We start from the raw sequence: 26,524 nt of genomic DNA, 5'->3' as shown, positions 1-26,524 counted from the left end.
CGTGGCGGACGCCACATCGATCGCCCCCAAGCATCTCATCGTACTGGTGCTGATGAACCTCATCTGGGGGTTGAACCTGATCGCCTCCAAGATCGGGGTCGGTCAGTTTCCGCCGATTTTTTTCACGGCGCTGCGCTTCGGCTCGGTGGCGCTGTTCCTGCTGCCGCTGCTGAAGATCCATCGCGGCCAGATGGGCAATTTGTTCCTGGCGGCGATGCTCACCGGCCCGGCGGCGTTCTCGTTGCTGTTTCTGGGCCTGTCGTACGCGGAGGATGCGGCGACGGTCGCCATCGCAAGCCAGATGGGCGTGCCGATGTCCACGCTGCTGTCCATCTGGCTGCTGGGCGAGACCATTCGCTGGCGACGCACGCTAGGCATCACGTTGGCGTTCGGCGGCATGGTCATCATCAGCTTCGATCCGCGCGTGTTCGCGTACTGGGAAGGCATGGCGCTGGTGGTCGCGTCCACGTTCTTTGCGTCGCTCGGCACCATCTTCGTCAAGCGTTTGAAGAACATTCGTCCCCTGGAGTTGCAGGCCTGGATCGCGCTCGCCGGCGGCTCGGTGCTGCTGCTGTTCAGCTTGCTGTTCGAGACGGGACAGTGGCAGGCGGCGCAGAACGCCGACTGGAAAGGTTGGGTGGCGCTGGCCTTCACGGCGGTGATGTCGAGCCTGGTCGCGCACACCGCGTGGTATTACATGATCAGCAAGTACCCGGTGACCAGCCTGTCGCCGATCACGCTGCTCTCGCCCTTGTTCGGTATCTTCTTCGGCGTGACGTTGCTGAACGATCAGCTGACGACGCGCATGTTGCTCGGGGGCGCCGTGACCCTGATCGGCGTGTTCATCGTCGTGTTGCGCGAGAAGAAGCTGGTCGATACCGGGACGTAATCTGCTTCAGGAAGTTCTGCACGTCGCGGGCCTCCACGGCTCGCGATTGTCCCGGCGCAAGACCTTCGAGCGTCCAGGGCCCGACCGACCAGCGAATCAAACGCAGCGTCGGCAAGTTCACGGCCGCGGTCATGCGCCGGACCTGACGATTGCGGCCTTCGCGAATGGTGAGCTCGAGCCAGCTCGCAGGAATGGCCTTCCGAAACCGAATCGGCGGATCGCGCGGCCACAACCAGGCGGGCTCATCGATGCGCTCGGCGTCGGCCGGCAGCGTCATGCCATCGTTCAGGTTCACGCCGCGACGCAAGCGCTCGAGCGCCTGGTCGTCAATCTCACCTTCGACCTGCACCAGATAGCTTTTTTCCTGTTTCCAGCGCGGATCGGCGAGTCGGGTTTGTAGAGAGCCCGAGTCGGTCAACAACACCAGCCCTTCACTGTCGTAGTCCAGCCGTCCCGCGGGGCGCATGCCGGGCGCGTGCACGTAATCGCGCAGCGTCGCCTTGCCATCCTGGCTCGTGAACTGGGTGAGGACGCGATAGGGCTTGTTCAGCAGCAGCAGGGCGGGAGCGTTCATCGAATCAAATGTTGTCGGCGGCGCTGCGCACGAGATCGAGAAAGCGTTGCACGGCCGCGGCGTTTTCGCCATGGCGACACGCCAGGATCAGAGGCGCGGTGAGCTGCGGCATGTCCTCGAGCTTGCGATACACGATGCCGTCCATCTGCAAGCGCTGCAGCGATGCGGGAACGATCGACACGCCGATGCCGGCGGCCACCAGATTCAATGTCGAGATGATACGCGGCGCTTCCTGTCCAACCCGGGGACTGAAGCCGGAGGTCTTGCAGGCCGCGATGATGGTGTCGTACAGACCGGGGCCGCCCGGGCGCTTGTAGAGCACGAATGTTTCTTTGGCGAGCTCCGACAAGGGCAGCAGCACGCTGCGGCTGAAGCTGCTGCGTCGAGCGAAGATGTGACCGGTAGGCAAGGCCACCAGCATCTTCTCCTCCAGCAGTGGCTGCACGGTGAGACCGACCACGTCGGCCACCGGCGAGCGAATGAACGCCGCATCGATCTCTTCGTTGTGCAGACCTTGCACCAACTCGCTGCTGCCACTTTCCTCGAGCACCAGCGAGACCAGCGGCGCCGCTTCACGAAACGCGCGTAACACACGGGGCACGAAAGGATGAAAGGGGGCAGAGCTGGTGAAGCCCACCACCACGCGGCCTTCTTCACCGCGCGCCGTCCTGCGGGTGGTCGCGACCGCCCGGTCGACCTGATCGAGGATGACCCGGGCGCGATCCAGGAACGCGAGGCCCGCCTCGGTCAACTCAACCCCGCGCGGCTGGCGGCGGAATAGCTGGACATCGAGCTCCTGTTCGAGGGCTCGAATCTGCATGCTGAGCGGCGGCTGCTGAATGCCGAGTCGCTCGGCCGCTCGCGTCATGTGCTTTTCTTCAGCAACAGCAACGAAGTAGCGCAGATGCCTGAGTTCCATGATGAGATATTTATCAGATATCGATTTCTAACTCACCATATATTTTACCCACAGGCGGGAAATCGCTAAGGTTCGGAGCAGTTCTGGCCGGCTGGTGATGGGGGAGAGACGGTGGCGACCAATCCTGCGGAGACTTCGAGCATCAGGGTGGAGATTCGGGGCGCGATGCGTCCAGGTTACGAGGGCATCCTGACTCCGGCCGCGCTCGAATTCGTCGCCGATCTCTGCCGTCGTTTTGGCGATCGTGTCACCGGGTTGCTCGATGCGCGCGCAACCCGCCAGAAGCAACTCGATGCCGGCGCATTACCCGACTTCCTCGCCGAGACACGTCACGTTCGTGAAGGGCAATGGCGCGTCACCACGGTGCCCGCGGATCTGCAGGATCGCCGCGTCGAGATCACCGGACCGACCGATCGCAAGATGATCATCAACGCGCTGAACTCGGGCGCGAAGGTGTTCATGGCGGACTGCGAAGACTCGCTCACGCCGACCTGGGACAACGTGGTGCAAGGGCAGATCAATCTGCGCGATGCGGTCGATCGCAGCATTTCGTTCGCCAACCCCGACGGCAAGCAGTACCGGCTCAATCCGCAGATCGCCACTTTGATGGTGCGGCCGCGCGGCTGGCACCTGTTCGAGAAACATATCTATGTGGACGGACGCCGTGCGCCGGGCGCCTTCGTCGATTTCGGTCTTTATTTGTTTCACAACCACGCCGAGCTCAAAGCGCGGGGCACCGGGCCTTATTTCTATCTGCCGAAGTTGGAAAGTCACCTCGAAGCGCGGCTGTGGGCCGATGTCTTCCGCCACGCCGAGCAGACGCTGGGTCTTGCGCCACAGACCATCAAGGTCACGGTGTTGATCGAGACCATCCTGGCGGCGTTCGAAATGGATGAGATCCTGTTCGAGCTCAAGGACTACATCGTCGGGCTCAACTGCGGCCGCTGGGACTACATCTTCAGCTTCATCAAGAAGTTCAGCCGCCGAGCGGATTTCGTGTTGCCAGACCGCCAGCAGGTCACCATGACCACGCATTTTCTTCGGTCCTACTCGAAGCTGCTGATCCGCACGTGTCATCGACGGGGCGCGTTCGCGATGGGCGGCATGGCGCCGCAGATCCCGATCAAGAGCGATCCCAAAGCCAATGAAGAGGCCTTGGCGAAGGTGCGCGCGGACAAGGAGCGCGAGGCGGGCGACGGGCACGATGGAACCTGGGTGGCGCATCCGGGACTCGTGCCGGTGGCGATGGAGGTGTTCGATCGCTTGATGCCTGGCCCGAATCAGTTGAGCAAGACGCCTGGGGACGAAGTGACCGCGAAGGATCTGCTGCAGATTCCGCAGGGCACGATCACCGAGGCGGGCCTGCGCAGCAACGTCAGCGTATCGATTCAGTATCTCGCCGCCTGGCTCGGGGGGCTCGGCTGCGTGCCGATCAACAACCTGATGGAAGACGCCGCCACCGCGGAAATCTCACGAGCGCAGATCTGGCAGTGGATCAAACATCCCGCCGGCGTGCTCGAGGACGGTCGGAAAGTCACCAGCGAGCTGTTCCGGGCCGTCATGCGTGAGGAGTTGGGCAAGTTGCGCGCCGCGGTCGGTGAAAAGGCCTTTCTCAGCGGCAACTTCGAGCGCGCCGCTGCGTTGATCGATGAGATCACCACGGCGCCCGAGTTCGAGACATTTATCACTTTGCCAGCCTACCGGGTCATTCACTGAATCCTATTTCGACTCATGGGTCAGATTCCAATCGAGGTTTTTATGACGCAACCTTCCGCCGAACAACTCCGCAAAGACTGGCAAACCAACCCGCGTTGGCGGGGCGTGGAGCGCCCCTACAAGGCCGAGGATGTGGTGCGCCTGCGCGGCTCCGTCCACGTCGAACATTCGCTTGCGCGCCTGGGCGCCGAGAAGCTGTGGAAATACGTGAATGAAAAGCCGTTCGTGAATGCGCTCGGCGCATTGACCGGCAACCAGGCCATGCAACAGGTGAAGGCCGGGCTGGATGCAATCTACCTGTCGGGCTGGCAGGTCGCGGGCGATGCCAACCTCGCCGGTGAGATGTACCCCGATCAATCGCTGTATCCGGCGAACTCGGTGCCGACGGTGGTCCGTCGCATCAACAACACACTGTTGCGCGCCGATCAGATCACGACGGCCGAAGGCGACACCTCGATCGATTGGTTGAAGCCGATCGTCGCCGACGCGGAAGCCGGTTTCGGTGGCGTGCTGAATGCGTTCGAGCTGATGAAGAGCATGATCGAGGCGGGCGCCGCTGGCGTGCACTTCGAAGATCAGCTGTCATCCGCCAAGAAATGCGGCCACATGGGCGGCAAGGTGCTGGTGCCCACCTCCGAGGCGATCAGCAAGCTGGTCGCGGCGCGCCTGGCTGCCGACACCGCCGGCGTGCCGACCGTGCTCGTCGCGCGCACCGATGCGGAGTCGGCGAATCTGCTGACGGCCGATGTGGATGAGCGCGATCGGCCTTTCATCAAGTCCAAGGAGCGCACCAGCGAAGGCTTCTTCTATGTGAACGCGGGCCTCGATCAGGCCATCGCTCGCGGCCTGGCTTACGCGCCTTACGCCGACATGATCTGGTGCGAGACCGGCAAGCCCGATCTGCACGAAGCCAAGCTGTTCGCCGAAGGCATCCACAAAAAATATCCGGGCAAGCTGCTGGCGTACAACTGCTCGCCCTCCTTCAATTGGAAGAAGAAGCTCGACGACGCGACCATCGCCAAGTTCCAGCGCGAGCTCGGCGCCATGGGCTACAAGTTCCAGTTCATCACGCTGGCTGGCTTCCACGCGCTCAACTACTCGATGTTCCAGCTCGCCAAGGGCTACAAGGCCACGCAGATGGCGGCCTACGTTCAATTGCAGGAGCAGGAGTTCGCCTCGGAGAAGGACGGCTACACCGCCACCAAGCATCAGCGCGAAGTGGGCGCAGGCTACTTCGACGATGTGACTCAGACCGTCACCGCCGGCCAGTCGTCCGTCACGGCGATGAAAGGCTCGACCGAAGAAGAGCAGTTCCACAAGGCATCATGATCGGCGCATGATCGACATGCAGGCTTCCCGTCCGCTCTAACGCCACAGCATGAGCAGGAAGTGACGGGAAGCCTGCAGACCTCTCGCAGGTTGTATCTGAAACGCCGATGCCTTCTGGAGTGTCGGCGTGCTTTACAAACAAACGCACCTTCCATTCTTATTGTCTGGTTTGACGCCAGACCATCCTGCGCGTGGATAGACTGTGCGCCTTCGACTACGGATAGGAGCGATGGATGATGCGAACGAAGATCGCGACAGCGCGCGCAATGATGATTGCGGCCCTCAGCATGGTGGCGGGCGCGGCGCATGCGGTGCCCATCGTGTTCGACTTCACGGGCACGGTGACCGAGTCCTACGATCTTGATTTCGGCGGCATCAATACGCCTCATCCGCACATGTCGGGTCAAACGGTGATCGGACGCATCACGGTAGAAACCGACCAGCTGCTGGCACGTACCGATATGTATCCGGTTCAGCGCAGGACCACGCTCAGCGAAACGGGCGAGGCGATTACCAGCGAACTGACCATCGGCGGCGTAACCTACGATGCCGCGGCGTTTGCTGGTGCCACAGGCTTTGTCGACGGAATGGAATTTCACTCCGGTCCGAATCTCGGGCCCGACATCGTACGCGTCGGTGATGCCTCCACCCAATACTGGGTAGCGCCCGGCGAAGCGCCGCTCCCGGACGGCACGTATCTGTTCCGCGAACTCGCGCTGTATTGGTCGGATGCCGACCGGGGTCTGATCGATCTGCTGAACGGCTTTGATCCGCTGAGTCTCATCCCCGTGCTCGCCGCGACAACACCGATCGGCTACTACCAGGAGGTGACGGGCCACTGTTTTGCGGCGGCGAATGACTGCGTGACAGGCCTGGGCACCTACACGTATTTCTCTATCGACTCGCTCAGCATCTCCACTGCACGCGTGCCGGAGCCAGGCGCGCTCGCACTGTTCGCAATGGGCGTACTCGGCGTCGCGCTGGGCCGTCGCCGTCGTCAGGCGTAATCGATGACGTGGCGGCCGCGGGCAGCGGTCGCCGCTACAATGGGCGGATGAGCAAGTCATCCGCCCGCAAGGCCTTCGCCAAGCCAGCAAAGTCCGGCGTCGCCGATCCCATCTCGATTCCTCGCAGCACCAAACGCAGCTCCGTTCAACAGGTCGCGCTGGGGGAGGAGAAAACCGCGAACGGTTTGTGGCCCTCAGACGGCGTGGTCTTCGATCGCACGTGCACGGATTGTCCGCGGCTGGCGGCGTTTTTGGAGGAGGGCCGCAAGCAATATCCCGACTACTACTGCGCGCCAGTGGCTCCCTTTGGCGACCGCAAAGCGAAGCTCATCATCGTCGGACTCGCGCCGGGCTTTCATGGCGCCAACGCGACGGGCCGGCCGTTCACAGGCGACTACGCCGGCGTGCTGCTCTATCAAACCCTTCACAAGTTCGGCTTCGCCAACAAACCCGAGTCCATTCATCGCAATGACGGCCTGAAGCTCACCGGTGCTCGTATCACCAACGCGGTGAAGTGCGTGCCACCCGAGAACAAGCCGTTGCCCGTCGAGATCACGACCTGCAATCACTATCTGCAAGCCGAGCTCGCCGCCGCACCGAAGAACGTGGTGCTGCTGGCGTTAGGCTCCATCGGACACAACGCCTGCCTGCGCACCCTGGGCCTGAAAGTCGGCGACTACAAATTCGGCCACGGCGCGGAGTTCAAGCTCCCCGGCGGCCAGTGGCTGATCGACTCCTACCACTGCAGCCGATACAACACCAACACCGGCCGCCTGACGACGGACATGTTCGAAGCCGTCTTTGCTCGCGCGAAGGCTCTGATGGCGGACTGATCTCAACTGGAGCGGTCTGGCGATCCGCGCCGCTGGCTATTTCCAAGGATCTACAATGGCTCTGGCGGCTTCCGCGAAGTCCGCGGCATTTCTTGTTACAAGCGTGAGCGAATGCACTTCGGCTGTGGCGGCGATCAGAGCGTCCATTGCATGGATGGGCCGACCCTTCGACTCGCGGCGCGCAACCAAGTGACCCCATCGATCCGCGACGGCTGCATCGACAGGAAGAATGCGGTGCTCGAAGCGCAGGGGCAGATCGGCACGCAGCCACTCATCCAGTCGAGTTCGACGTTTGCCGCCCGCCAATCGCTCGATCCCATAGCGCAGCTCCGCCAGCGTGACCACGCTGAGATACACCGAATCCTCGTCGACGTTCGCGAGCCAGTCGATGACGCCAGGATTCGGCCGAGGCTTGGTCCACTCCGAGACCACGTTGGTGTCGAGTAGAAAGCTCACAGCCCCGTCGGCCGCAGACGGTCCTTGGATCGACGCACTTTCAAGCCGGAACCACGAAGTGGGGATGCCGAGAAAAACTCCGCAAGATTCCCGCTGCGCCTGGTTCTGCGCTCCCATTCTTCGATATCAACGACCACAACGGCTCGCCGGCCATTCCGGGTGATGGTTTGTGGCCCTTCATTCTGAGCGTGGTCGATCACCTCGCTCAGCTTCGCCTTGGCTTCTGCGACAGTCCACTGATCGGCGGCCATGGGAGGCACCCCAAAATGACTACGATGGTCATTATAGTCATGCCGGGCCGCGTCTCAACAGTCCGGACGGTCACAGGCCCCGGCCGCCAAGGCTGACCAGCATTGACCGGGTACATCCACTAAAATGCGCGTGCAATGAGCGCCGCCTTCGATTCCAAGCTGTTCCTCGCCAATGTCAGCCAGCGCCCGGGTGTCTATCGGATGATAGGCGCGGACGGCGAGGTGCTGTACGTCGGCAAGGCGCGCAATCTGAAGAATCGCCTGACCAGCTACTTCGTGGGCAAGGCGCAGGCCGCCAAGACCATGGCGATGGTCTCGCAGGTGGCGAACGTGGAAGTGACGGTGACGGCCTCGGAGACCGAGGCGCTGCTGCTCGAGTACAACTTGATCAAGCGGCATCGGCCGCGCTTCAACGTCACGCTCCGGGACGATAAGAGCTTTCCCTACCTGTACGTGACCACTCAGGACGAGTATCCGCGCATCAGCTTCTACCGGGGCAGTCGCAAACTGCCGGGGCGATTTTTCGGTCCGTATCCGAATGCAAGAGCGACGCGCGAAACCATTCTGCTGCTGCAGAAGTTGTTCCTGCTGCGTCCATGCAGCGACACCTTCTTCGCCAATCGCTCGCGGCCGTGCCTGCAACACCAGATCAAACGGTGCTCCGGACCGTGCGTGCGACTGATTTCGCCGCAGGAGTATCGGCAGGATGTGAACGACGCGATCAAAGTGCTGGAAGGCAAGGGCGCCGAGCTGATCGACGATCTGGCCCAGCGCATGGAGCACGCCTCCCAGGAGCTGGAGTTCGAGAAGGCTGCGCGCCTGCGCGATCAGATCAACGGCATCAAGGCAATTCACTCGACACAATCGGTCACGCGCAACGCCACCGAGGACATCGATGCGGTCGCACTGGTCTCCCATGGCAGCGATCACTGCGTGTCGATCGTGTTCGTGCGTGGCGGCCGCAATCTCGGCAGCAACAACTTCTTCCCGAAGCCGGGCATCGCGGAGGCGGGCGAGTTGCTCTCCGGGTTCCTCACGCAGTACTACCTGGGTCGCGAGGCGCCGGGTGAGATCCTGATCAACGAACAGATCGAAGACGCCGACACCCTGGAGCAGGCGTTGAGCGAGCGCATGGAGCGCTCGGTCAAGATTCGCAGCAACGTGCGAGGCGTGCGAGCTCGCTGGCTCGAAATGGCGCGCACCAATGCCGAGCTCGGCGTGAAGATGCGTCGGGCGACCGAGGCGACCGGCGTCGAACAGCTCCAAGCCATGCAGGAAGTGTTCAATCTCCCCAACCCACCGGCTCGGATAGAATGCTTCGACATCAGCCACACCATGGGCGAGCGCACCGTCGCTTCCTGCGTGGTGTTCGGCCCCGAAGGTCCGCTCAAGAGCGACTATCGCCGCTTCAACATCGAGGGCATCGCGCCCGGCGACGATTACGGGGCCATGCGGCAGGCGTTGTCGCGTCGCTACGCCCGGATCAAGAAGGGCGAGGCGCCGACGCCCGATGTGCTGCTGATCGACGGCGGACCGGGGCAGCTGGCGCAGGCCAGCGAAGTGTTGAAGGAGTACGACATCGACAATGTGTTGATCGCGGGCGTCGCCAAGGGCGCGGACCGTCGGCCCGGACAGGAGCGCCTGTTCCTGCCCGGTCACGAGCTGCCGACGTTATTGCCGCCGGATTCGCCGGCGCTGCACCTCATCCAGCGCGTGCGCGACGAGGCGCATCGCTTCGCCATCACCGGCCATCGCCAGCGCAGGGCCAAGGCGCGCACCCAATCGGTGCTCGAAACCGTGCCCGGCCTCGGTCCACGCAAACGCAGGGAACTGCTGCGCCAGTTCGGGGGTCTGCAAGGGGTCAGTCGTGCAGGCATCGATGATTTAGCCAAAGTGCACGGCATCAGTCGTAAACTGGCGCAATCGATCTATGACACTCTCCACGCGAACGGCTGAAAAGTCCTTACAATTCTCCCCAGTGACTTTTCCCATCGCGAACATCCTGACCGTGGCGCGGATCATCATGATTCCGCTGGTGGTCGTCCTCTTCTACATGCCTCAGTCCTGGGCCATGGCGGCCACCGGGTGGGTCTTCATCCTGGCTGCGGTCACCGATTCGCTCGATGGCTATCTGGCGCGCAAGCTCGGGCAGACCTCGGCGCTCGGCGCGTTCCTCGATCCCGTCGCGGATAAGCTGATGGTCGCGGTCGCGCTGATCCTGCTGGTGAGCTACGACCCGCCGATGCTGGAGTTCATCAAGTTCGATCCGCACACCATCATCGCGTTGACGGCGACGGTGATCGTCGGCCGGGAGATCACCATCTCGGCGCTGCGCGAGTGGATGGCGGAGGTGGGCGCGCGGGCCAAGGTCGCTGTATCCAACATCGGCAAGCTCAAGACCATCTTCCAGATGACCGGCCTGTCGATGATGCTGTTCCGGGACGACGTGTGGTTCATCCCCGCATTCGAGCTCGGCTTCTACTGCCTGGTGGCGGCCGCGGCGCTGACCCTGTGGTCCATGGTGGTTTACCTACGGGCCGCCTGGCCGGACCTGATGCGTTCGAGCACAAGATAATGTTGTGCGAAATGCACAACTTGTATTGACAGTTTCGAAGCTGACCCTAGAATAGCGGCCTCTCCGGTGGCCACGCCCGCCGGACTCGAAGCGGGAATAGCTCAGTTGGTAGAGCGTAACCTTGCCAAGGTTAAGGTCGCGAGTTCGAGCCTCGTTTCCCGCTCCAATTTCTCTCGTGCCGCCAGCAACTTAGAAGCCGAATAAAGTTTCGGCGGCACGCGCAGGAGCTGGGGTTCACCACTCCTACCCACTCCTACGGCTCGGTAGCAAAGTGGTTATGCAGCGGCCTGCAAAGCCGTCTACGCCGGTTCGATTCCGGCCCGAGCCTCCAGATCGATCCAATCATCCAGCGCCGCTCTACTGCGCGGCCACGCCTGCGAACACGCCCGCTACGTCGCGCGACCGAAAATCTTCTCCAGCCACGCGAGCATCACGCTGACCGCAGGCTCGGGATTCACTTGGCCGTCCTTCTCGGCGAAGGCCGCGGTCGCGTTCGGGAATTGCGAGAAGTGATGGTTCATGCGAGGGATCTCGGCGAAGGTGCCGCGACCGGCGGATGCTGAGTTCGCGATGCGCGTGATGAGAGTGGTGGCGTCGCGAGATTCGAACCAGTCGTATTCCCCATACAGGGCGAGAACGGGCGCGTTCACTTGGGACCACGCGGCGGCCCAGTCGGCTTTCTGTGCCTGTTGATGGAAGGCGAACGGTCGACCGTACTGGCCTTGGGCGCTCGTGCCCACGATGCGTGACCATACCGCGCCCACCTTCGGATCGGCCTTCATGATCTCGGCAGGCGTTTGGTCACGGACCAGATACCTCTCCATGAACTGCAGACGCAGCGTCATCTCCTGCGCAAGTTGCGAGGGCGGCGAGCCGCCAAGCTCCAAGGCGTTGCGCTCGAACTTCAGCATGCGCTCGGCCCACGTCGTCGCGCCGGCACCCCAGATCATCACACCGGCGACGCGCTCGTCCGCTGCGAGCAGCGGTGCATAGGTGCCACCGATGCTGCCGCCGAAGATGACGATGCGATTGGGGTCGACGTCATCGCGCGCTCGCAGCTGCGCGAGCGCTTCGCGATGATCCGCAAGCTCCGTGTCGTAATCCATCGTGGCGCAGTTGCCTTTGCTGGCGCCGACGCCGCGCTTTTCCGTTCGCCACACCAGCGCATTCGAACGTCGCACGATGTCCCTCAACATCGCCGACCAGCCATCGCGCGGGTTGTCCGAGATGGCGATCGTGTCGCACGACAACCATTGCACGAACTGAATGGCGGGTAGCCGGCCGTTGACCGCCGCCGGTTTGGTGACGACAGTCTGCAGCTCGACGCCATCCGGCAGCGTCAAGGTTCCATAGGAGGTCTCGATGTCTGGATGGCTCTCGGGAGCTCGCGCGGCCATCGCATTGGTTTGAGCGAGCGAAAGGGCAAGGACGGTCAGCGCCGTGATCGCTTGAAGCGTGCACTTCATCGTCGTCTCCTGATCTAGATGGACGTAACGGGCGCCTGCAACTCGGTGACGAATTCGACACTGTTCCTGGTCAGCACTGCCGCGGGCAGCGAGTAGCCGATCTGATCGGCGCCATAGCGGTGATACACCTCGCGCAGCGGCCCGGAGAGTCGCATGCCGCTGCGACTCATCCAGTTCAGCAGCGCCGCATAAGCGATCGGCGTCTGTTCGTATGGGCCTTGATAGGTGATGGAGGCGGTCGCCGCACATCGGGGCAGCAAATGAATCTCGAGCCCGGCACCGTGCTTTACTGGAATACAAACTTCGACGTCGGCGTCCTGCTCGCGGTAGTCCAGATCATGAAAGATGGTGAAGGGACTTGCAGGACTGCGCGCCTGCGCGGCCGCGACAGTAGCTTCGGCCGCTTCGAAGAGCGCCTGCATCGGCGCGCCGAAGTGAGGAACGCGCTTGCGAATGGAGTAAACCTCGACCGCCGGCGACTCTCGCAACAGGACCGTTGGCTGACTCGCATCGCTGCGCTCATCGACCGCGAGTTGCAGCGCTTCGAGTCGACGAAGGCGGGACTGATCGGCGGCGATGCTTGCCGCGAGCTCTTCACGACGCCTGGCCAACACGGATGCGAGCGACGCCGCGTCTGCGTTCAACAAGTCGCGGATCTGATCGAGCGCGAAGCCCAGATCCTTCAGCAGCAGGATCCGGTGCAACGTCTGCAGCTGGCGCGCGTCGTAATAACGATAGCCGGTGTGTCGATCCACATGCAGCGGCTGCAGCAGACCGGCTTCATCGTAGTGATGCAGCGTCTTGATGGTGACCCGAGCCAGCCGCGAAAAATCGCCGATCCGGAACATGCCGACCTCGCCGTTGCGAGATCGTAGCTTGCACCCTCACGTAGCAGGAGAGTCAAGCCGGGCCGGCCAGTCCCCCATCAAACGTAGCGCTTACTCCTGGCCGGTGGGCGCCGCGACCGCCCCCGTCGCGGCAGGCGGCAGCTTTGTGGACGCGCGCCCCTTGCCCCAGAGCTCTTCGTAGCGCCAACCCGACAGGTCCTCGACGATGCGACGGCTTTCGGGGTCGGGCACCGTGTCGGGCCTTTCCTTGAAGCGCTGGATCTCGCGCATCAGCACTGCATGAGTGTCGCGATCAAGACGGAAGCGCAGCGAGACGAGCCACCCGAAGGCGAGCAGGGTGAGCGTGCCGAACGTCATCACCAGCACGATGGTCCGCACGGCCTCGGGCGACTGCGTCGACTGGTCGGAGAGGAAGCCGCCGGCCTTCAACAACACGCCGACGCCCATCACGGCGGCCGCTTGAGACGTCTTGCGGATGAAAGTCATGACCCCGGCAAACGCGCCTTCGCGACGCCGGCCCGTGACGATCTCATCGACGTCCGCCATGTAGTTGTAGGTGCTCCAGGGAATGTAGTTGAGCCCGCCGCGGCCGAGACCTGCGATCAGCACGGGCACATAGATCCACCACGCGGGCACCGGGTGCGATTGATACAACCCCAGGAACAGCAGCACGGCCGCGCCATACAGGCTGACCGCGATCCGATACGAAGGGGCAGGGTGCAGGCGCAGGCACAACGGAATGAACACCGCCACAGCGACCAGCTGCGCAAACGCCATCGTGCCCAACAGATTCGATGCGGTCACGACGGTGCTGCCGAGGGCGAACACGATGAAGTATGTGAACACCGCGTTGAAGATGTCCTGACTGATATAGCCGCCCAGATACATGCCCAGGTGCAGCCGGAAGGCGCGGATTCGCAGCGTGGCGATCAGATCCGAATACAGCTGCGTCAAGCGCCGCCACGCCGCCTGATCGCTGCGATCGACAGCGATGCTCTCGATCTCCTCGCGGGGCCGCTCCCAGCTGAAAGTAAACACGGCGAGCGCCACCAGCATGAAAATCACCGAGAAGATCACGCCCAGATAGAAGAACGTCTCGGCCGAGCTTTTGCCGAAGGCCTCGATGATGCGCCCCGGCAGCACGCCCGCCAGAATCGCCGACACCTGGCCAAACAGGATGCGCGCGCCGGCGAACTTCGCCTTCACCTTGTAGTCGGGCGACATCTCCGCGGCCAACGTCTCGTACGGAATGAGCTCCATCGCATAGACGACCTCGAAGAACACGTAGGTGACCAGGTAGTACCAGAAGCTCATGCCGTCGATCCACATGAGCGAGAAGCTCGGCAACAGCGGCACCGCGAGCAGAATGAAAAACCGCCGGCGCCCGAAGCGTCGGCCGGCGGCGGTGCGATGGAAATGATCGGACAGATAACCGATCAACGGACTCGCGACGGCATCGAACAGCCGCGCGATCGCGAAGATCGCAGCGGCCTGCGTGACGGTCAGACCACAGAACGTGGTGTAGAAGAACAGGATCCAGCCGCTGATGACGGCCATCGCGCCGGCGCCCAGAAAGTCATTGCTGCCGTACGCGAGATAGTGGCCGAATCGAACCGTGCGAGTGCTCATGACGCTTCAGATGCGCGTGCGCAGATATTCACCCAGGCACAGCATCGCCATCGCCTGACCATAGGGCATGGGCGTCAACGGAATCTGGCGATAGAACTCCAGGTCCGAGCCCATGGCGGTGCCGAAGGAAACATTGCGCAGCTCGCCATTGTCGGCGATGTTCGCAAGCACCCCCTGCACGGCGCGCAGGCCGGTCTCGGCATAGCGCTGCGGCAGATAGCGTCGGCGCACGGCCTTCAGAATGCCGTAGCCGAAGCCCGCTGCCGCCGAGGCCTCGAGATAAGACGACTCATCATCGATCAGCGTATGCCACAGGCCGCTTGCGTCCTGATACTTCTCGAGCGCTCGCACCTGCGCCTCCAGCGTGTCGATCAGGAACTCACGCAACGCATCGCCCGGCTGCAGATTGAGCATCTCGATGAACTCCGGGATCGCAATGGTCACCCAGCAGTTGCCGCGAGCCCAACGCGCCTCGGCGAAGTTGTGTCGGCCGTCGAAGGTCCAGCCATGGAACCACAAGCCGGTGCGGCGATCGTGCAGATATTTGATGTGCAGCAGGAACTGACGCCGCGCCTCTTCGAGATACTGGGGGCGGCCGAGCACCTGGCCGATGCGCGCAAGCGGCAGCACGCACATCATCAGCGTGTCGTCCCACAGCTGCTGCGGATTCTCCGAGTTGAAGACGATGTGTTGCAGGCCGCCTTCCTCGGTGCGCGGCATGTCGTTCATCACCCATTCGGCCCACACGTCGAGATAGGGCAGGTAGGTGGGCTCGCCGCTCGCCTCGTACAGATTGGCGAGGGTGAGAAACGGCGCCATGGTGTTGACGTTCTTGGTCGGCGTGCCGGCCGCGAAACGATTGCTGAACCAGTCCTTGATGATCTCCAGGCAGCGCGGGTTGCCGCTCAGCTGATAGTACTGATGGATGCCGTACAGGCCGATGCCGTGGGTCCACTCCCAGTCGTTCCAGCCTTTGGTGTCGATGACGCGACCGTCGTCCAGCCGCAGCAGAAACTCGCCGGAGGTGTCCTTCAGGTCGACCAGATTGGAAATCAGCAGCTGAACCGTGCGATGCAGACGCGGCGTATCGTAGTCACGAAGCGAAACGGACATGAATCTTCCTTCAATCCAGATGAAACATAGGCTCGAGCGGCCATTCGCGCGGGCGCAGATCGGGCTCGGTCTCCATCAGCTCCGCCATGTACAGCCACCAGCGCTTCATGACGGGATGATCGGGCAACTCCTCGCGGCGATGATCGGGCGTGAGCTTGAGCACCGCGAACAGCTGCAGCGTGGCCGGCTCGAGGAAAATCGAGTAATCGTAGATGCCCGCATCGCGCAGCGTCTCGACCAGCTCGGGCCAGATCTCGTCGTGGCGGCGCCGATATTCCTCGACTCTGCCAGGCTTGAGCTGCATGCGGAAGGCGATGGTGGTCGCGGTGCTCACGGCGTGTCACTCACTGCAGGGGCTGAACGAACAGGGCATCATAGCGGGCTTTTCCAGGCGGTGAAATCGGTTACAAGGCGGCGCGCGACATGAAAGGGGGCTGTCATGCCTCGCGCCGCCTCGAACCGCACTCACAGTCGCGCTCGCACTCCGAGGAAGTAGCGCGATCCGTAAGTCTCGTTGGCAATGCGCCGTAACGGATGATTGTGCTCGATGCGCACATCGTCGAGGATGTTGATGGCCTCGAGGAACACCGTGACATCCGGCACGATGGTGAAGTTGAGCGAGCCATCGAGCGAGCCGAAGTCTTCATTGAACTCCGCCAGCGCGCCGCGCCCCGAAGGCGTCGTCAGCCACTTCTCGCGCCAGTTGTACGAGCCACGGATGCTGAAGCGCTGGTTCTCGTAGTAGAGCGAGTAGTTGTAGCTGAGTCGCGACAGCCCCGGAAACGGCAGCGCCTCCCCGGTGATCACGTTGACGCCCTTGTAGCCGTCGTCGTTCTGATACGTCACGTTGGCGAGTGCGCCGAAGCCGTTGAAGGGCTGCGGCAGAAAGTCGAAGGCGTACTGCACGCCAGCCTCGATGCCGTTGATGGTCACTTCCTCCTCGCCGTTGACCGGCACCGTCAGCGTGAACTCATCGCCCGAGTTGTCGCTCGGACTGCCGTCAGCTTCCTCTCTGACCGTGGTGTTGATCACGAAGTTCGAGATCTCCTTGCGGAACGCCGTGGCGGAGACGAAACCATCCGGTGAGAAATACCACTCCAGACCGAGATCGTACTGGTTGGCCTCATAGGGCTTCAGGTCCGGATTGCCGCGCGAGCCGGTGCTGCCGACCGACGTGTCCAGCGTCCTGCGGAACGCCATCTGGCTCGGGTTGGGACGGGCGAGCACCTTGCCCGCGGTCATGCGCGCCACCAGCTGATCGCTCAACTCGAAGCGCATGTTCAACGAGGGCAGCCACTTGCTGTAGCCGCCATCGCGCGAGGCCCGCCCGAAAGTGAAGACGCCACCCTGGTTGGTGCGCGTGAAACCGGTGGACAGCGTCTCGGTATCGACATACCGCGCACCCAGGGTGCCGGAAATCGGGATCGGCAGCGAGTCGAAGTTGAACGAGCCCTGCAGATAGGCAGCGCGCGTTTTCTCTTCGACGTCCCAGGTGTCCAGGTAATTCTGGAAGCTGTTGTTGGTGCCGGTGTTGGGGTTGAATGCGTACGGATCGATGTTCCCTAGGCCGCTGGCGGCGATGGTGGCGTTGTAGGTGGCGTCGCCATTGTCGTTCCAATGCCGCACGCCGCCGCCGAAGCCGATGTCGCCCGTGGCGAAGAAGCGCACGTCGTTGATGCCGGAATGAGTGTCCACGATGTCCTGGATCACCGACTGCGCCACGGGCACGGTGATCGTGGCGCCGCTGCTCGCAGGCGGCGAGGTGCGGCTGGTGATCTGAATCGTGCGCGAGAACAGCAGGCTGTCCATGGTGAGCTCTCGCAGGTCGAAGCCCGTCTTGATGGAGGTAAGCCAGCTGCTCTCGGGCTGATATTCGACGTTGAACTGCGCGCTGGTCTCCTCCTGAGCGTTGGTCCTGGGATTGAACACGGCCGCAAGGTTGTTCACGCCCTGCGCGGTGGTGGTGTCCAGTCCGGGGAATGTGAAGTTTGGCGCGCGCTGGCCGTTGTTGTAATCGATGATGGCGCGAGGCACGCCGAACACGGTCGCCGTTGAGTTCTTTTCATCATTTTGCACTTCGGCCGAGGCGTAGGTCAGCCGACCGTCGAGCTTGAACTGCCCGAGATCCCATTCGCCGCCGAGGGCGGTCGTGTACTGCTCACGCTCGAGCGAGCCATTGATGTTGCGATAGGCGAGCTCGATGGGAAAGCCAGATGAAGAAACGACCTCCAGGTGCGTCACCGTGTTGTCGGGGCCGACCACGCTGTTGGCGTAGTCGATCAGTCCAGTGGCGGCGCCCAACTGCATGTACATGCTGCTCACTTCTTCCTTGGCGTGCGCGTAGGTGCCCTCGGCGAACAATTTCACCGCATCGGTCGGCTGCCATTCGACGATGCCCAGAAACGCCGGCCGGCGCGTTTCGCGTCGATCCAGCCCATAGCGCGGAATCTCTGGAATCCAATCGAGCGTGCCATCGCCATTCACGTCGGTGCCGCGACCCGGCGTGGCGCCCGCGCCGGTGGCGGTGGGCGCGCGACGCAGCCAGCCGGTCGTGCGGGCATTGTGACTGTCGAGATGTCGCTCTTCATACGAGACGGCGCCGAGCAGACCCACGGTGTTGTTCAGGAAAGTACGGCTGCCGATCAACGCGAACTTCGGGTCGTACTCTTTGGCGAGGGTGCTGTAGACCATTTGCGTGGAACCGGCGAGATAGGGCTCGGCGCTATCCAGAGGCCGACGCGTGATCACGCGCACTGTGCCGCCGATGCCGCCTTCGGTCATGTCGGGCGTAGCGGACTTGACCACTTCCAGACGCGAGACGAACTCGACCGGCAGATCGCGGAAGTCGACATCGCGGCCGCCGGTGACGGTGAGCGACAGGGCGGTGATGCCGTTGATTTCGACTCGATTGAGACCGGGCTCGGCGCCGCGGATGCTGACGCCACGACCTTCGCCATCCTGGCGACTGATCTGCACGCCAGTGATGCGCTGGAGCGCTTCACTCAGATTCTTGTCGGGAAAGTCGCCGATGTCCTCGGCGGAAATCGCGTCGACGACCTGAAGGGCCTCGCGCTTGACCTCCATCGAGGAGCGCAGGCCGGCGCGAATGCCGGTCACCACGACTTCTTCGAGCTGCTCGCCCCGATCGTCCTGCTCGGCGCCGTTGGCGATCGACGTCCATCCCTGCAGCAATAACATGGAGGCGGCCGTCGCCGCCAAAGACCCGCCCGTTCCATGGTGCGAGCCGCGATGGTTACGAATAGTCGGCATGCAATCCCCCGGATCTCGTTCGCTGTTCTGGTTAGCGCGCGGCCGCTGACACCGGTAACAACCCGGCACGACGGCCCGCGCGCCGTTGCTAATATTTGCGCTTCTTTGATCGAATTTGCAATGATTTGTCTGCGCAATTGTCTTTGCGGCGCAAAATAAGGGCCCAAATGATCAATTTCAATCGCCAACGACCTGAACCCGACCGAGGCAACGCGTGACTCAGGGCATCTCGCGCCGGCGCTTCATCGCCGCGAGCGCCTTGGCCTCGGCCGCGCTCGGCGGTGCTGCGAAATCCTCATCTGCGGCTACGCCGGCGCGGCCGCTGGAGCACGGATTTCCGGAAGGTGCGTGGTGTCATTGGCTCGACCAGCGCGCGCCGGACATTGGGGTGGGCGTCACCTGGGGCATGCCCTGGCCGCGGAGCAAACATTCGCCGAAGACCACGTTTTCTTTACGCGACCGCGATGGCCAACGCTTGCCGATGCAGACGTGGCCGCTCGCCTTTTGGCCCGACGGCTCGCTCAAATGGACGGCGCATGCGCTGGCACCGAATGTGACTTCCGCAAGCAGCGCCTTCGAGGTCGTGCCCGGTGAAAAGTCGCCGGCGCCTGCAGTGGCCATCAAGCTGAAGCAGGATGCCACCGCCATCGATATCGACACGGGCACGATTGTCTGCCGGGTGCTGCGCCAGGGTCCGGTATGTATCGAATCCATTCGACGTGGCGATAAAGAGCTGCTTCGCGCCGGCCGACTGGTGGTGCTCAGGCAAGATGCGCCGGCGGAGCGAGAAGACGGCGTCATCAACCAGGAAACATTCGAATGTGAGATCGAGCAGGCGATCGTGGAGCATGAAGGCCCGCTGCGTGCGGTCGTGAAGATCACAGGGCGACACGCCCATGCGAACGGCCGCCGCTGGTTGCCCTTTACGCTGCGGCTGTACTTCTATGCCGGCGGCCACGATGTCCGCGTCCTGCATACATTTGTTTTCGACGGCAATGAGTCGCGGGACTTCATTCGGGGCATTGGCGTGCGCTTCGAGGCGCCACTCACCGACCCGCTCCATGATCGGCACGTTCGCTTCGTTGGTGAGGGCGACGGATTGTTTGCCGAAGCGGTGCGCGGCCTCACCGGCTTGCGGCGCAATCCGGGAGCCGAGGCGCGCGCAGCGCAGATCGACGGTCGCGCCGTGACTTCCATCGCGGCGAACGTCGAGAAAGGCCTCGATCTCATCCCTGCCTTTGGCGACTGGACCTTGCTTCAAGCCGGCGCGGACTCGTTTCAGATCCGCAAGCGAACCGCGGCAGGGCATGCCTGGCTGGATTCGGCCCGCGGGCGTCGCGCCTCCGGCTTGGGCTATATCGGCGGACCGGGCGGCGGCGTCGCTTTCGGCATTCAGAACTTCTGGCAAAGCCATCCCGCGCAGATCGACATTCGGGACGCTCGTACAGATCGAGCTGCGGTCACTTTGTGGCTATGGGCGCCGGACGCGCGGCCGATGGATCTGCGCTTCTATCACGATGGTCTGGGTCAGGACACGCACGAGAAGCAGCTGCAGGGCCTCAACATCACCTACGAAGATTATGAGCCCGGATTCGGCACGCCGATGGGCGTCGCGCGGACCAGCGAGATGCGTTTGTGGCTGCTTGAATCCACGCCTGGTCGCGAGCGTCTGGTGCAGCTGGCGGAGGCGGTGCGCGCGCCTGCCGTCATGGCGGCCGTCCCGCAAACGATTCATCGCGCCGGCGTCTTCGGCGGTACGTTTGCATTGCCTGATCGATCGACCCGCCAACGCGCGCGACTGGAACAACAACTGGATTGGTTGTTCGAGTTCTACGAGCAACAGCGCGATCAGCACGGCTGGTACGGCTTCTGGAACTATGGCGACGTCATGCACACCTACGATCCGGATCGCCACACATGGCGCTATGACGTGGGTGGCTATGCCTGGGACAATTCCGAGCTGTCGACCGACATCTGGCTCTGGCTGTATTTCCTGAGAACCGGGCGCGCGGACGTCTATCGATTCGCCGAGGCCATGACGCGTCACACCGGCGAAGTCGACGTGCATCATCTGGGCAGATTTGCGCCGCTGGGCTCCAGGCACAACGTGATGCATTGGGGCTGCAGCGCCAAGCAGCTGCGCATCAGCACGGCGCTGAACCGTCGTTATTACTACTTCCTCACCGCCGATGAGCGCGTGGGCGATCTGTTACGTGAGCAGCTGGAAGCGGCGCGCACGCTGCGCGCTATCGTGCCCGAAAGGAAATTGCCGAAGATGCAGGGCAGGCGAAAAGAAACGCCCGACGGGGAGCACGCGCGGCTCGGCTTCGGCACCGATTGGGGTTCGATCGCGGGCGCCTGGCTCACCGAATGGGAACGCACCAGGTCGCGGCCGATGCGCGATCGGTTGCTCGCCAGCATGCGAACCATCGGTGCGCAGCCCAGAGGCTTCTTCACGGGCGGCGGCCGAATGAATCTGCAGACCGGCGCGTTCGAGATCGCGACCGACCGAGCCATCAACGTCTCTCACCTGAGCGCCGCGTTCGGCTTGCCGGAGGTGTGCGCGGAGTTGATTCAGCTGCTGGATGTGCCGAAGTTCAAGCAGGCGTGGCTGCAATACTGCATCTTGTACAACGCGCCGGCCGAACAGCAGCGCGCCGAGTTGGGAGAGCCGCTTGGCGAGCTCAACTTGCAGCAGGGTCATTCGCGCCTGACGGCTTACGCCGCCAGCATCCTGCGCGATGACGAGCTTGCGCGTCGAGCCTGGAAAGAGTTCTTCGAAGGACGGGCGGGCTTCGCGCCCGATCAACGCTTCGAATCGCAGCGAATCTCTGGACCCGCGGTATTGAATCCGGTAGACGAGGCGGCCTGGGTCTCCACCAACGAGGCCGCGCAGTGGAGCCTCGCTGTCATTCAATGCCTGGCGTTCGCGCCGCAAGGGTTGCAGGGCTAACGTCAATGACTCCCGAAAAGCGTGCGCCGGCAGCGTCACCGCCGGCGCACCGGATCGCTCTTTAGCTCTTGCGAGAGATCTTCAGCAACTCACCGTCCGCCGCTTCGGTGACGACGTAGATCGCGCCATCAGGACCCTGGCGCACGTCGCGAATGCGACGGCCGCGATCCTGCAACAGCCATTCTTCGCCCGCGACTTTGCCGTCCTGCATTTGCAGGCGCACCAGCCTCATGCTGGCCAGACCGCCCACGAAAATATTCCCTTGCCATTCCGGAAACATGCTGCCGTCGTACACGATCATGCCGGAAGGAGCGATCACCGGATCCCAGTAGTACACCGGCTGCTCCATGCCTTCCTGGGCGGTGAGCCCCTCGCCGATCTTCGGGCCCGAGTACTCGATGCCGTAGGTGATGACCGGCCAGCCATAGTTCAAACCGGCTTGCGGCTGATTCAACTCATCGCCACCGCGCGGGCCATGTTCGATGACCCACAGCGTGCCGGACGCATCCAGCGCCGCCGCCTGGATGTTGCGATGACCGTACGACCAGATCTCGGGCTTCGCGTCGTTGCGGCCGACGAACGGGTTGTCCTCGGGCACGCTGCCATCGAGGTTCAGTCGCACGACCTTGCCGAAGTGGCTGTTCAGATCCTGCGACTGCACGCGCGCCTCAGGCACCGAGCGCTCGCCCAAGGCCAGGAACAATTTGCCGTCGGGCGTGAACACGATGCGCGAGCCGAAGTGCAGGTTCGATTCGAACGTGGGCATCTGCCGGAAGATGACCTGCACCTTCTCGACGGCGCTGTCGTCGGCCGACAGCACGCCCTTGGCGAGCGCGGTGCCGTTGCCGCCTTCGCGCGGCTCGGCATAGGTCCAATAGATGGTCCGGTTGCTGGCGAACTGCGGATCGATGGCCACATCGAGCAAGCCGCCCTGGCCTTGGAAATAGACTTTCGGCAGACCTTTGAGCGGCGCCGACACCGCGCCGTCCTTTCCGACGATGCGCAGGTTGCCCTCACGCTCGGTGACCAGAATGCGCTCATCGGGCAGGAACTCGAACGCCCATGCCGACTTCAAATCTTTCGCCACCACGGTCACGTCAATCGCCACGTCGCTCTTCACTCCGGGCGCGCGAGTCTGGCCCGCAAACGCTGGCTTGTAGTCTTTGCCGTTGGCGTCGCGAGTCTCCAATGGCGCGCCGGCCGGTGCGTCGGCGGACGCAGCGCCGTTGCCAGCCGGCGCAGGGGAGGCAGCCTCGCGCGAACAGGCGGCACAAAGAGCGAGCAGCGACAAGGTGGCGACTTTCAGCAGCGATGAGTGCGTGTACGTCAGTTGCATACGATGTCCGTCGAATGTCTCGTGGCGTGGGTAGGTCTGGGCGGCAAGTATATGCGTTATCCTGGCGCGATGAGCGCCCCGTCCCTCGACCCACAGCCCGTCACTGCCGAATCCTGGTCCGTCACGCAGCCGCGCTGGACGCCGCTCTACGCCGTGACAGTGATCGTCGGCGCCTGTCTGTTGTTCCTCGTTCAGCCGCTGATCGCAAAAATCATCTTGCCCTGGTTCGGCGGCACGTCCTCGGTCTGGAGCGCAGCGCTGGTGTTTTTCCAGGCATGCGTGCTGGCTGGCTACAGCTACGCCCATTGGCTCACGACTCGCATTTCGCCGCGGCGGCAAAGTCTGATCCACGTCGCGTTGCTGTTGGGCAGTTGTCTGATGATGCCCATTCTGCCCGCGGATGCCTTGCGGCCGGACGCGACGGACGATCCCACCTGGCAAATCCTGCTGTTGCTGACGGTGACCGTGGGCCTGCCATCGATCGTGCTCAGCTCGACCAGTCCCTTGCTGCAAGTGTGGTACATGCGGCGCACGGGCAGCGAGCCGCCTTATTGGCTGTTCGCACTCTCCAACGCCGGCTCGCTGCTTGCGCTGCTGAGTTTTCCCCTGGCGCTGGAGCCTGCGTTCACCTCGCACGCGCTTGCCATCGGCTGGAGCGCGGTGTTCGTCGTGTTCGCCGTGCTCTGCGCCGGCGCCGCCTATTTGAACAGCAAACAAACGCGCTCGGATGCCGAGCAATCCATGACCGCCACCGCCGAGCAAGGCGCCGCCGCGCCAAGCGTGGGTCACATGGCGCTCTGGCTGTTGTTATCCGCATGCGCCTCAGGGCTGCTGGTCGCGGTGTCCGCCAATCTCAGCGCCAACGTGGCGCCGATTCCGCTGTTGTGGGTGGTGCCGCTCGCGCTGTACCTGCTCACATTCATTCTGGCCTTCGGACATCACCGGGTGTATCACCCGACATGGTTCTTTCCACTGGTGGCGCTGTCGCTCGGCTGCCTTGCGTATCTGTACACGCAACGGATCGAGAATCATCCGATTCAGTACGTGATTCCGTTGTATCTGGCGAGTCTGTTCGTGCTGTGCATGGCCTGCCACGGCGAGTTGGTGCTGCGGCGACCGGCGGGGCCGTATCTGACGCGCTTCTATCTGCTGATCTCGCTCGGTGGCGTCCTGGGCGGCGCTTTCGTGGGGTTGATCGCGCCCGCCGTGTTCACCACCTACATCGAGCTGCCCGTGCTGCTGGTCGTCATCGCGGAGCTGTACGTGCTCTTGCAATGGCACCGGCGCGGCTCGCGCCGGACGTTATGGTTGGTGAGAGCCACCATGATTGCGGGCGTCATCACGCTGTTCATCCATCTCACGCTCTCGGAGATCCAGACCCGCCGGGAGAGCGAGCTGGTACAGAGAAACTTCTATGGCGTGTTGAGCGTGCAGGACGATCCGCCGCTCAGCGAGCTGGCCCGTCGCTATCTGATCCACGGCACCATCAGCCATGGCTATCAATATCTGAACACCAAGCATCGATTCACGCCGGCATCGTACTTCTCCAGGCAATCGGGCGTGGGACTTGCGATCACGGCGCTGCAGTCGGAGAAGCCGGTGAGAATGGGCGTCGTCGGCCTGGGCGTGGGGGTGCTCTCGGGCTATGTGCGTCCGGCCGACTACATGAGGTTGTATGAAATCAATCCCGACGTGGTCAGCATCGCCGAAAGTCACTTCTCCTTCCTGCCGGTGGCCAGACAAACGGGCGCGGACGTGGACGTGCTGCTCGGCGATGCGCGACTCACGCTGGAGCGACAGGCCCCACAGCAGTTCGATCTGCTCGCCATTGACGCCTTTTCGAGCGACGCGATCCCGACGCATCTTTTGACCAAGGAAGCCTTCGATCTGTACTTCAAACACCTGAAGCCCGACGGCGTGCTGGCCGTGCACATCTCGAACCGATTCGTCGATCTGGCGCCGGTATGCGCGCGCTCGGCCGAGCATGTGAATCGAACCGCCCGCGTGGTGCACAGTATGAGCGATGGGACGTACGACACCAGCGTGTGGGTCATCGTCACTTCGAACGACGCGCTGTTGGCCCGGCCGGAATTTCAGAACCGCAACACCTACGAAGCCGTCGCCGACCAGTCGTTTGCCGGCTGGACGGATCAATACAGCAGCATCTGGCCGCTGCTGAACATCGGCGGCTCGGCCAAGGCTCAGTGATCAGCTCGGCTCGCGCACCGTGGTCGGCGCCGCCCGGCTGTCGAGCCTCACGGCATTGCGTAGCGAGTCGAGCAGGCGCTGCCAGGAGGTGCGGCGACGAGTGCTGGCGGGCAGGCCGAGCCGCTCGCGCATGGCGCTGAAGATCGCATCCGGCACGCTGATGCGGCAGGCCCTCTCCAGTCCCTGGAAGCCAGGCGAGGAGTTGGCTTCGCAAATGCGGTAGCCCTCCGCATCGAGCAGGATGTCGACGCCGGCCACGTCCAGCCCGAGCACATTGGCCACGCGCACGGCCAACTCCGCCATCTCCGGCGGGGGTTCGAACGCCACGCCGACGCCGCCCAAAGATATGTTCGATTTGAAGCTGCCATCGCTCGAGCGGCGCTCCATGGCGGCGACAGCGCGGCCGTTGATTACGAGCACGCGCACGTCGCGACCATGACTCGCTTTGATATATTGCTGAAAAATGAAATCGGAGCTGGACTGCGCGCCACCCAACAGGTTGGCCAGATCGTGAAACTGCTCCCGATTCACGCACAACAACACGCCATTGCCGCGAGTACCACGCAAAGTTTTCACGACCACCGGGAAGCCGAGCTCGCGCTCGATCACGCTCACATCCACCGGGAACTTGCCCAGGATGGTTTTGGGAATGGGAATGCCCGCGCCAGAGAGGATCTGCAAAGTTTGCAGCTTGTCGGCCACCGCTTCGACGGCCGCGGGGCTGTTCACCATGGCGATGCCCTGGCGTTCGAAATGGCGCAACACCGCCAGGGTGAAATAGCTGGTCTCACTGCCGGTGCGAGGAATGATCAGATCGGGCTTGGCGAGCTTGCGCCCCTGATACACCGCCGACCAGCCTTCGGTGGAGTCGACGATGAGCTCGAAGTCGCGTGGGTTCAACACCTCGAGGCGAATGCCAGCTTGCGCCGCGGACTGCTGAAAGCGAAACACTTCGGCCGCTTCCGGAACGTCGCGGCGCAATTCCCGATGAAACAGTAGCCAGCAATGCATGCGACGGACCCTCGTCGTTGAGGAGACGAAGGCGCATGCTGCACTCGTGCGCGCGCCATGTCTATTTCGGAGTGGTTATATCAAGGTCGGCGCGGACGAGGGCGGCGCTGTTCTTGATTTAGGTTAGCGAACCCGAGCTGG

21 protein-coding genes and 2 tRNA genes are annotated in these 26,524 nt (G+C 62.9%); 11 read left to right on the top strand and 12 right to left on the bottom strand.

The genetic code is table 11. The features are described 5' to 3' along the window. Position 1: 1 nt before the first annotated feature. Positions 2 to 889: a DMT family transporter gene (locus JM946_RS13075; protein WP_203167718.1), complete on the top strand. Its 888-nt coding sequence runs from the start codon at positions 2 to 4 to the stop codon at positions 887 to 889. Here JM946_RS13075 and JM946_RS13070 read toward each other — a convergent pair. Continuing rightward, complete coding sequence (locus JM946_RS13070) at positions 843 to 1,535, bottom strand: pseudouridine synthase (RefSeq protein ID WP_407700519.1); 693 nt, start codon at positions 1,533 to 1,535, stop codon at positions 843 to 845. The genes JM946_RS13075 and JM946_RS13070 overlap by 47 nt on opposite strands. After that, positions 1,468 to 2,382, bottom strand: a complete 915-nt coding sequence (locus JM946_RS13065; RefSeq protein ID WP_203167716.1) for a LysR family transcriptional regulator — start codon at positions 2,380 to 2,382, stop codon at positions 1,468 to 1,470. The genes JM946_RS13070 and JM946_RS13065 overlap by 68 nt, the downstream gene beginning before the upstream one ends. 111 nt (positions 2,383 to 2,493) lie before the next feature. On the opposite strand from JM946_RS13065, the gene aceB reads away from it, so the two are divergent. The 4 genes from aceB to JM946_RS13045 all read left to right on the top strand — a co-directional run bounded on the left by aceB (position 2,494) and on the right by JM946_RS13045 (position 7,267). Then, on the top strand, positions 2,494 to 4,098 hold the full coding sequence (aceB, locus tag JM946_RS13060; protein ID WP_322110931.1) for a malate synthase A: 1,605 nt from the start codon (positions 2,494 to 2,496) through the stop codon (positions 4,096 to 4,098). A 42-nt stretch (positions 4,099 to 4,140) separates the two neighbouring features. Beyond that, positions 4,141 to 5,427: an isocitrate lyase gene (aceA, locus tag JM946_RS13055; protein WP_203167715.1), complete on the top strand. Its 1,287-nt coding sequence runs from the start codon at positions 4,141 to 4,143 to the stop codon at positions 5,425 to 5,427. A gap of 236 nt (positions 5,428 to 5,663) precedes the next feature. Continuing rightward, complete coding sequence (locus tag JM946_RS13050) at positions 5,664 to 6,434, top strand: PEP-CTERM sorting domain-containing protein (protein WP_203167714.1); 771 nt, start codon at positions 5,664 to 5,666, stop codon at positions 6,432 to 6,434. Between the two features lie 47 nt (positions 6,435 to 6,481). Continuing rightward, positions 6,482 to 7,267: a uracil-DNA glycosylase gene (locus JM946_RS13045; RefSeq protein WP_203167713.1), complete on the top strand. Its 786-nt coding sequence runs from the start codon at positions 6,482 to 6,484 to the stop codon at positions 7,265 to 7,267. Between the two features lie 36 nt (positions 7,268 to 7,303). Here JM946_RS13045 and JM946_RS13040 read toward each other — a convergent pair whose 3' ends face one another. Both JM946_RS13040 and JM946_RS13035 read right to left on the bottom strand, forming a co-directional pair. Further along, positions 7,304 to 7,723 carry a type II toxin-antitoxin system VapC family toxin gene (locus JM946_RS13040; protein ID WP_203167712.1) on the bottom strand — a complete coding sequence of 140 codons (420 nt, stop codon included), beginning with the start codon at positions 7,721 to 7,723 and terminating at the stop codon, positions 7,304 to 7,306. After that, positions 7,720 to 7,974, bottom strand: coding sequence for a type II toxin-antitoxin system Phd/YefM family antitoxin (locus JM946_RS13035; protein WP_203167711.1), 255 nt, complete (start codon positions 7,972 to 7,974; stop codon positions 7,720 to 7,722). The genes JM946_RS13040 and JM946_RS13035 overlap by 4 nt, the downstream gene beginning before the upstream one ends. Before the next feature lie 135 nt (positions 7,975 to 8,109). On the opposite strand from JM946_RS13035, the gene uvrC reads away from it, so the two are divergent. From uvrC to JM946_RS13015, 4 genes are all read left to right on the top strand, one after another. Beyond that, complete coding sequence (gene uvrC, locus JM946_RS13030) at positions 8,110 to 9,930, top strand: excinuclease ABC subunit UvrC (RefSeq protein ID WP_203167710.1); 1,821 nt, start codon at positions 8,110 to 8,112, stop codon at positions 9,928 to 9,930. Next, positions 9,905 to 10,549, top strand: coding sequence for a CDP-diacylglycerol--glycerol-3-phosphate 3-phosphatidyltransferase (gene pgsA / locus JM946_RS13025; RefSeq protein ID WP_203167709.1), 645 nt, complete (start codon positions 9,905 to 9,907; stop codon positions 10,547 to 10,549). The genes uvrC and pgsA overlap by 26 nt, the downstream gene beginning before the upstream one ends. Before the next feature lie 90 nt (positions 10,550 to 10,639). Further along, a tRNA-Gly gene (locus JM946_RS13020) sits at positions 10,640 to 10,715 on the top strand. Between the two features lie 91 nt (positions 10,716 to 10,806). After that, positions 10,807 to 10,880, top strand: a tRNA-Cys gene (locus tag JM946_RS13015). A gap of 58 nt (positions 10,881 to 10,938) precedes the next feature. On the opposite strand, the gene JM946_RS13010 is transcribed toward JM946_RS13015, so the two are convergent. The 6 genes from JM946_RS13010 to JM946_RS12985 form a co-directional block, all read right to left on the bottom strand. Then, positions 10,939 to 12,015, bottom strand: a complete 1,077-nt coding sequence (locus JM946_RS13010) for an alpha/beta hydrolase family protein (RefSeq protein WP_203167708.1) — start codon at positions 12,013 to 12,015, stop codon at positions 10,939 to 10,941. Between the two features lie 14 nt (positions 12,016 to 12,029). After that, positions 12,030 to 12,863, bottom strand: coding sequence for a MerR family transcriptional regulator (locus tag JM946_RS13005; protein ID WP_203167707.1), 834 nt, complete (start codon positions 12,861 to 12,863; stop codon positions 12,030 to 12,032). Between the two features lie 90 nt (positions 12,864 to 12,953). Beyond that, the gene (locus JM946_RS13000) at positions 12,954 to 14,492 is read right to left on the bottom strand and encodes an MFS transporter (RefSeq protein ID WP_203167706.1); all 1,539 of its coding nucleotides are present in this window, start codon (positions 14,490 to 14,492) and stop codon (positions 12,954 to 12,956) included. A gap of 6 nt (positions 14,493 to 14,498) precedes the next feature. Beyond that, positions 14,499 to 15,605 (bottom strand): beta-galactosidase BglB, encoded by a 1,107-nt coding sequence (gene bglB, locus JM946_RS12995; protein ID WP_203167705.1) that lies wholly within the window; start codon positions 15,603 to 15,605, stop codon positions 14,499 to 14,501. A 10-nt stretch (positions 15,606 to 15,615) separates the two neighbouring features. Further along, positions 15,616 to 15,909 (bottom strand): L-rhamnose mutarotase, encoded by a 294-nt coding sequence (locus JM946_RS12990; RefSeq protein WP_230979707.1) that lies wholly within the window; start codon positions 15,907 to 15,909, stop codon positions 15,616 to 15,618. 161 nt (positions 15,910 to 16,070) lie between these two features. Further along, entirely contained in the window at positions 16,071 to 18,803 is a 2,733-nt protein-coding gene (locus JM946_RS12985; protein ID WP_218042788.1) for a TonB-dependent receptor, read from the bottom strand. Between the two features lie 286 nt (positions 18,804 to 19,089). Here JM946_RS12985 and JM946_RS12980 point away from each other — a divergent pair, with 286 nt between their 5' ends. Then, positions 19,090 to 21,828 carry an exo-rhamnogalacturonan lyase family protein gene (locus JM946_RS12980; RefSeq protein WP_203167702.1) on the top strand — a complete coding sequence of 913 codons (2,739 nt, stop codon included), beginning with the start codon at positions 19,090 to 19,092 and terminating at the stop codon, positions 21,826 to 21,828. Between the two features lie 61 nt (positions 21,829 to 21,889). Here JM946_RS12980 and JM946_RS12975 read toward each other — a convergent pair whose 3' ends face one another. Continuing rightward, the gene (locus tag JM946_RS12975; RefSeq protein WP_203167701.1) at positions 21,890 to 23,164 is read right to left on the bottom strand and encodes a PQQ-dependent sugar dehydrogenase; all 1,275 of its coding nucleotides are present in this window, start codon (positions 23,162 to 23,164) and stop codon (positions 21,890 to 21,892) included. A gap of 69 nt (positions 23,165 to 23,233) precedes the next feature. Here JM946_RS12975 and JM946_RS12970 point away from each other — a divergent pair, with 69 nt between their 5' ends. Further along, positions 23,234 to 25,372 carry a spermidine synthase gene (locus JM946_RS12970; RefSeq protein ID WP_218042787.1) on the top strand — a complete coding sequence of 713 codons (2,139 nt, stop codon included), beginning with the start codon at positions 23,234 to 23,236 and terminating at the stop codon, positions 25,370 to 25,372. Here the strand turns inward: JM946_RS12970 and JM946_RS12965 are convergent, their stop codons facing one another. Further along, positions 25,373 to 26,383 carry an ATP-grasp domain-containing protein gene (locus JM946_RS12965; protein ID WP_203167699.1) on the bottom strand — a complete coding sequence of 337 codons (1,011 nt, stop codon included), beginning with the start codon at positions 26,381 to 26,383 and terminating at the stop codon, positions 25,373 to 25,375. Positions 26,384 to 26,524: the final 141 nt, after the last annotated feature.

The sequence above is a fragment of the Steroidobacter gossypii genome (assembly GCF_016801985.1).
GTDB lineage: Bacteria > Pseudomonadota > Gammaproteobacteria > Steroidobacterales > Steroidobacteraceae > Steroidobacter > Steroidobacter gossypii.
Note: the sequence above shows the minus strand (reverse complement) of the source record. Positions and strands in the feature narration are given on the sequence as shown.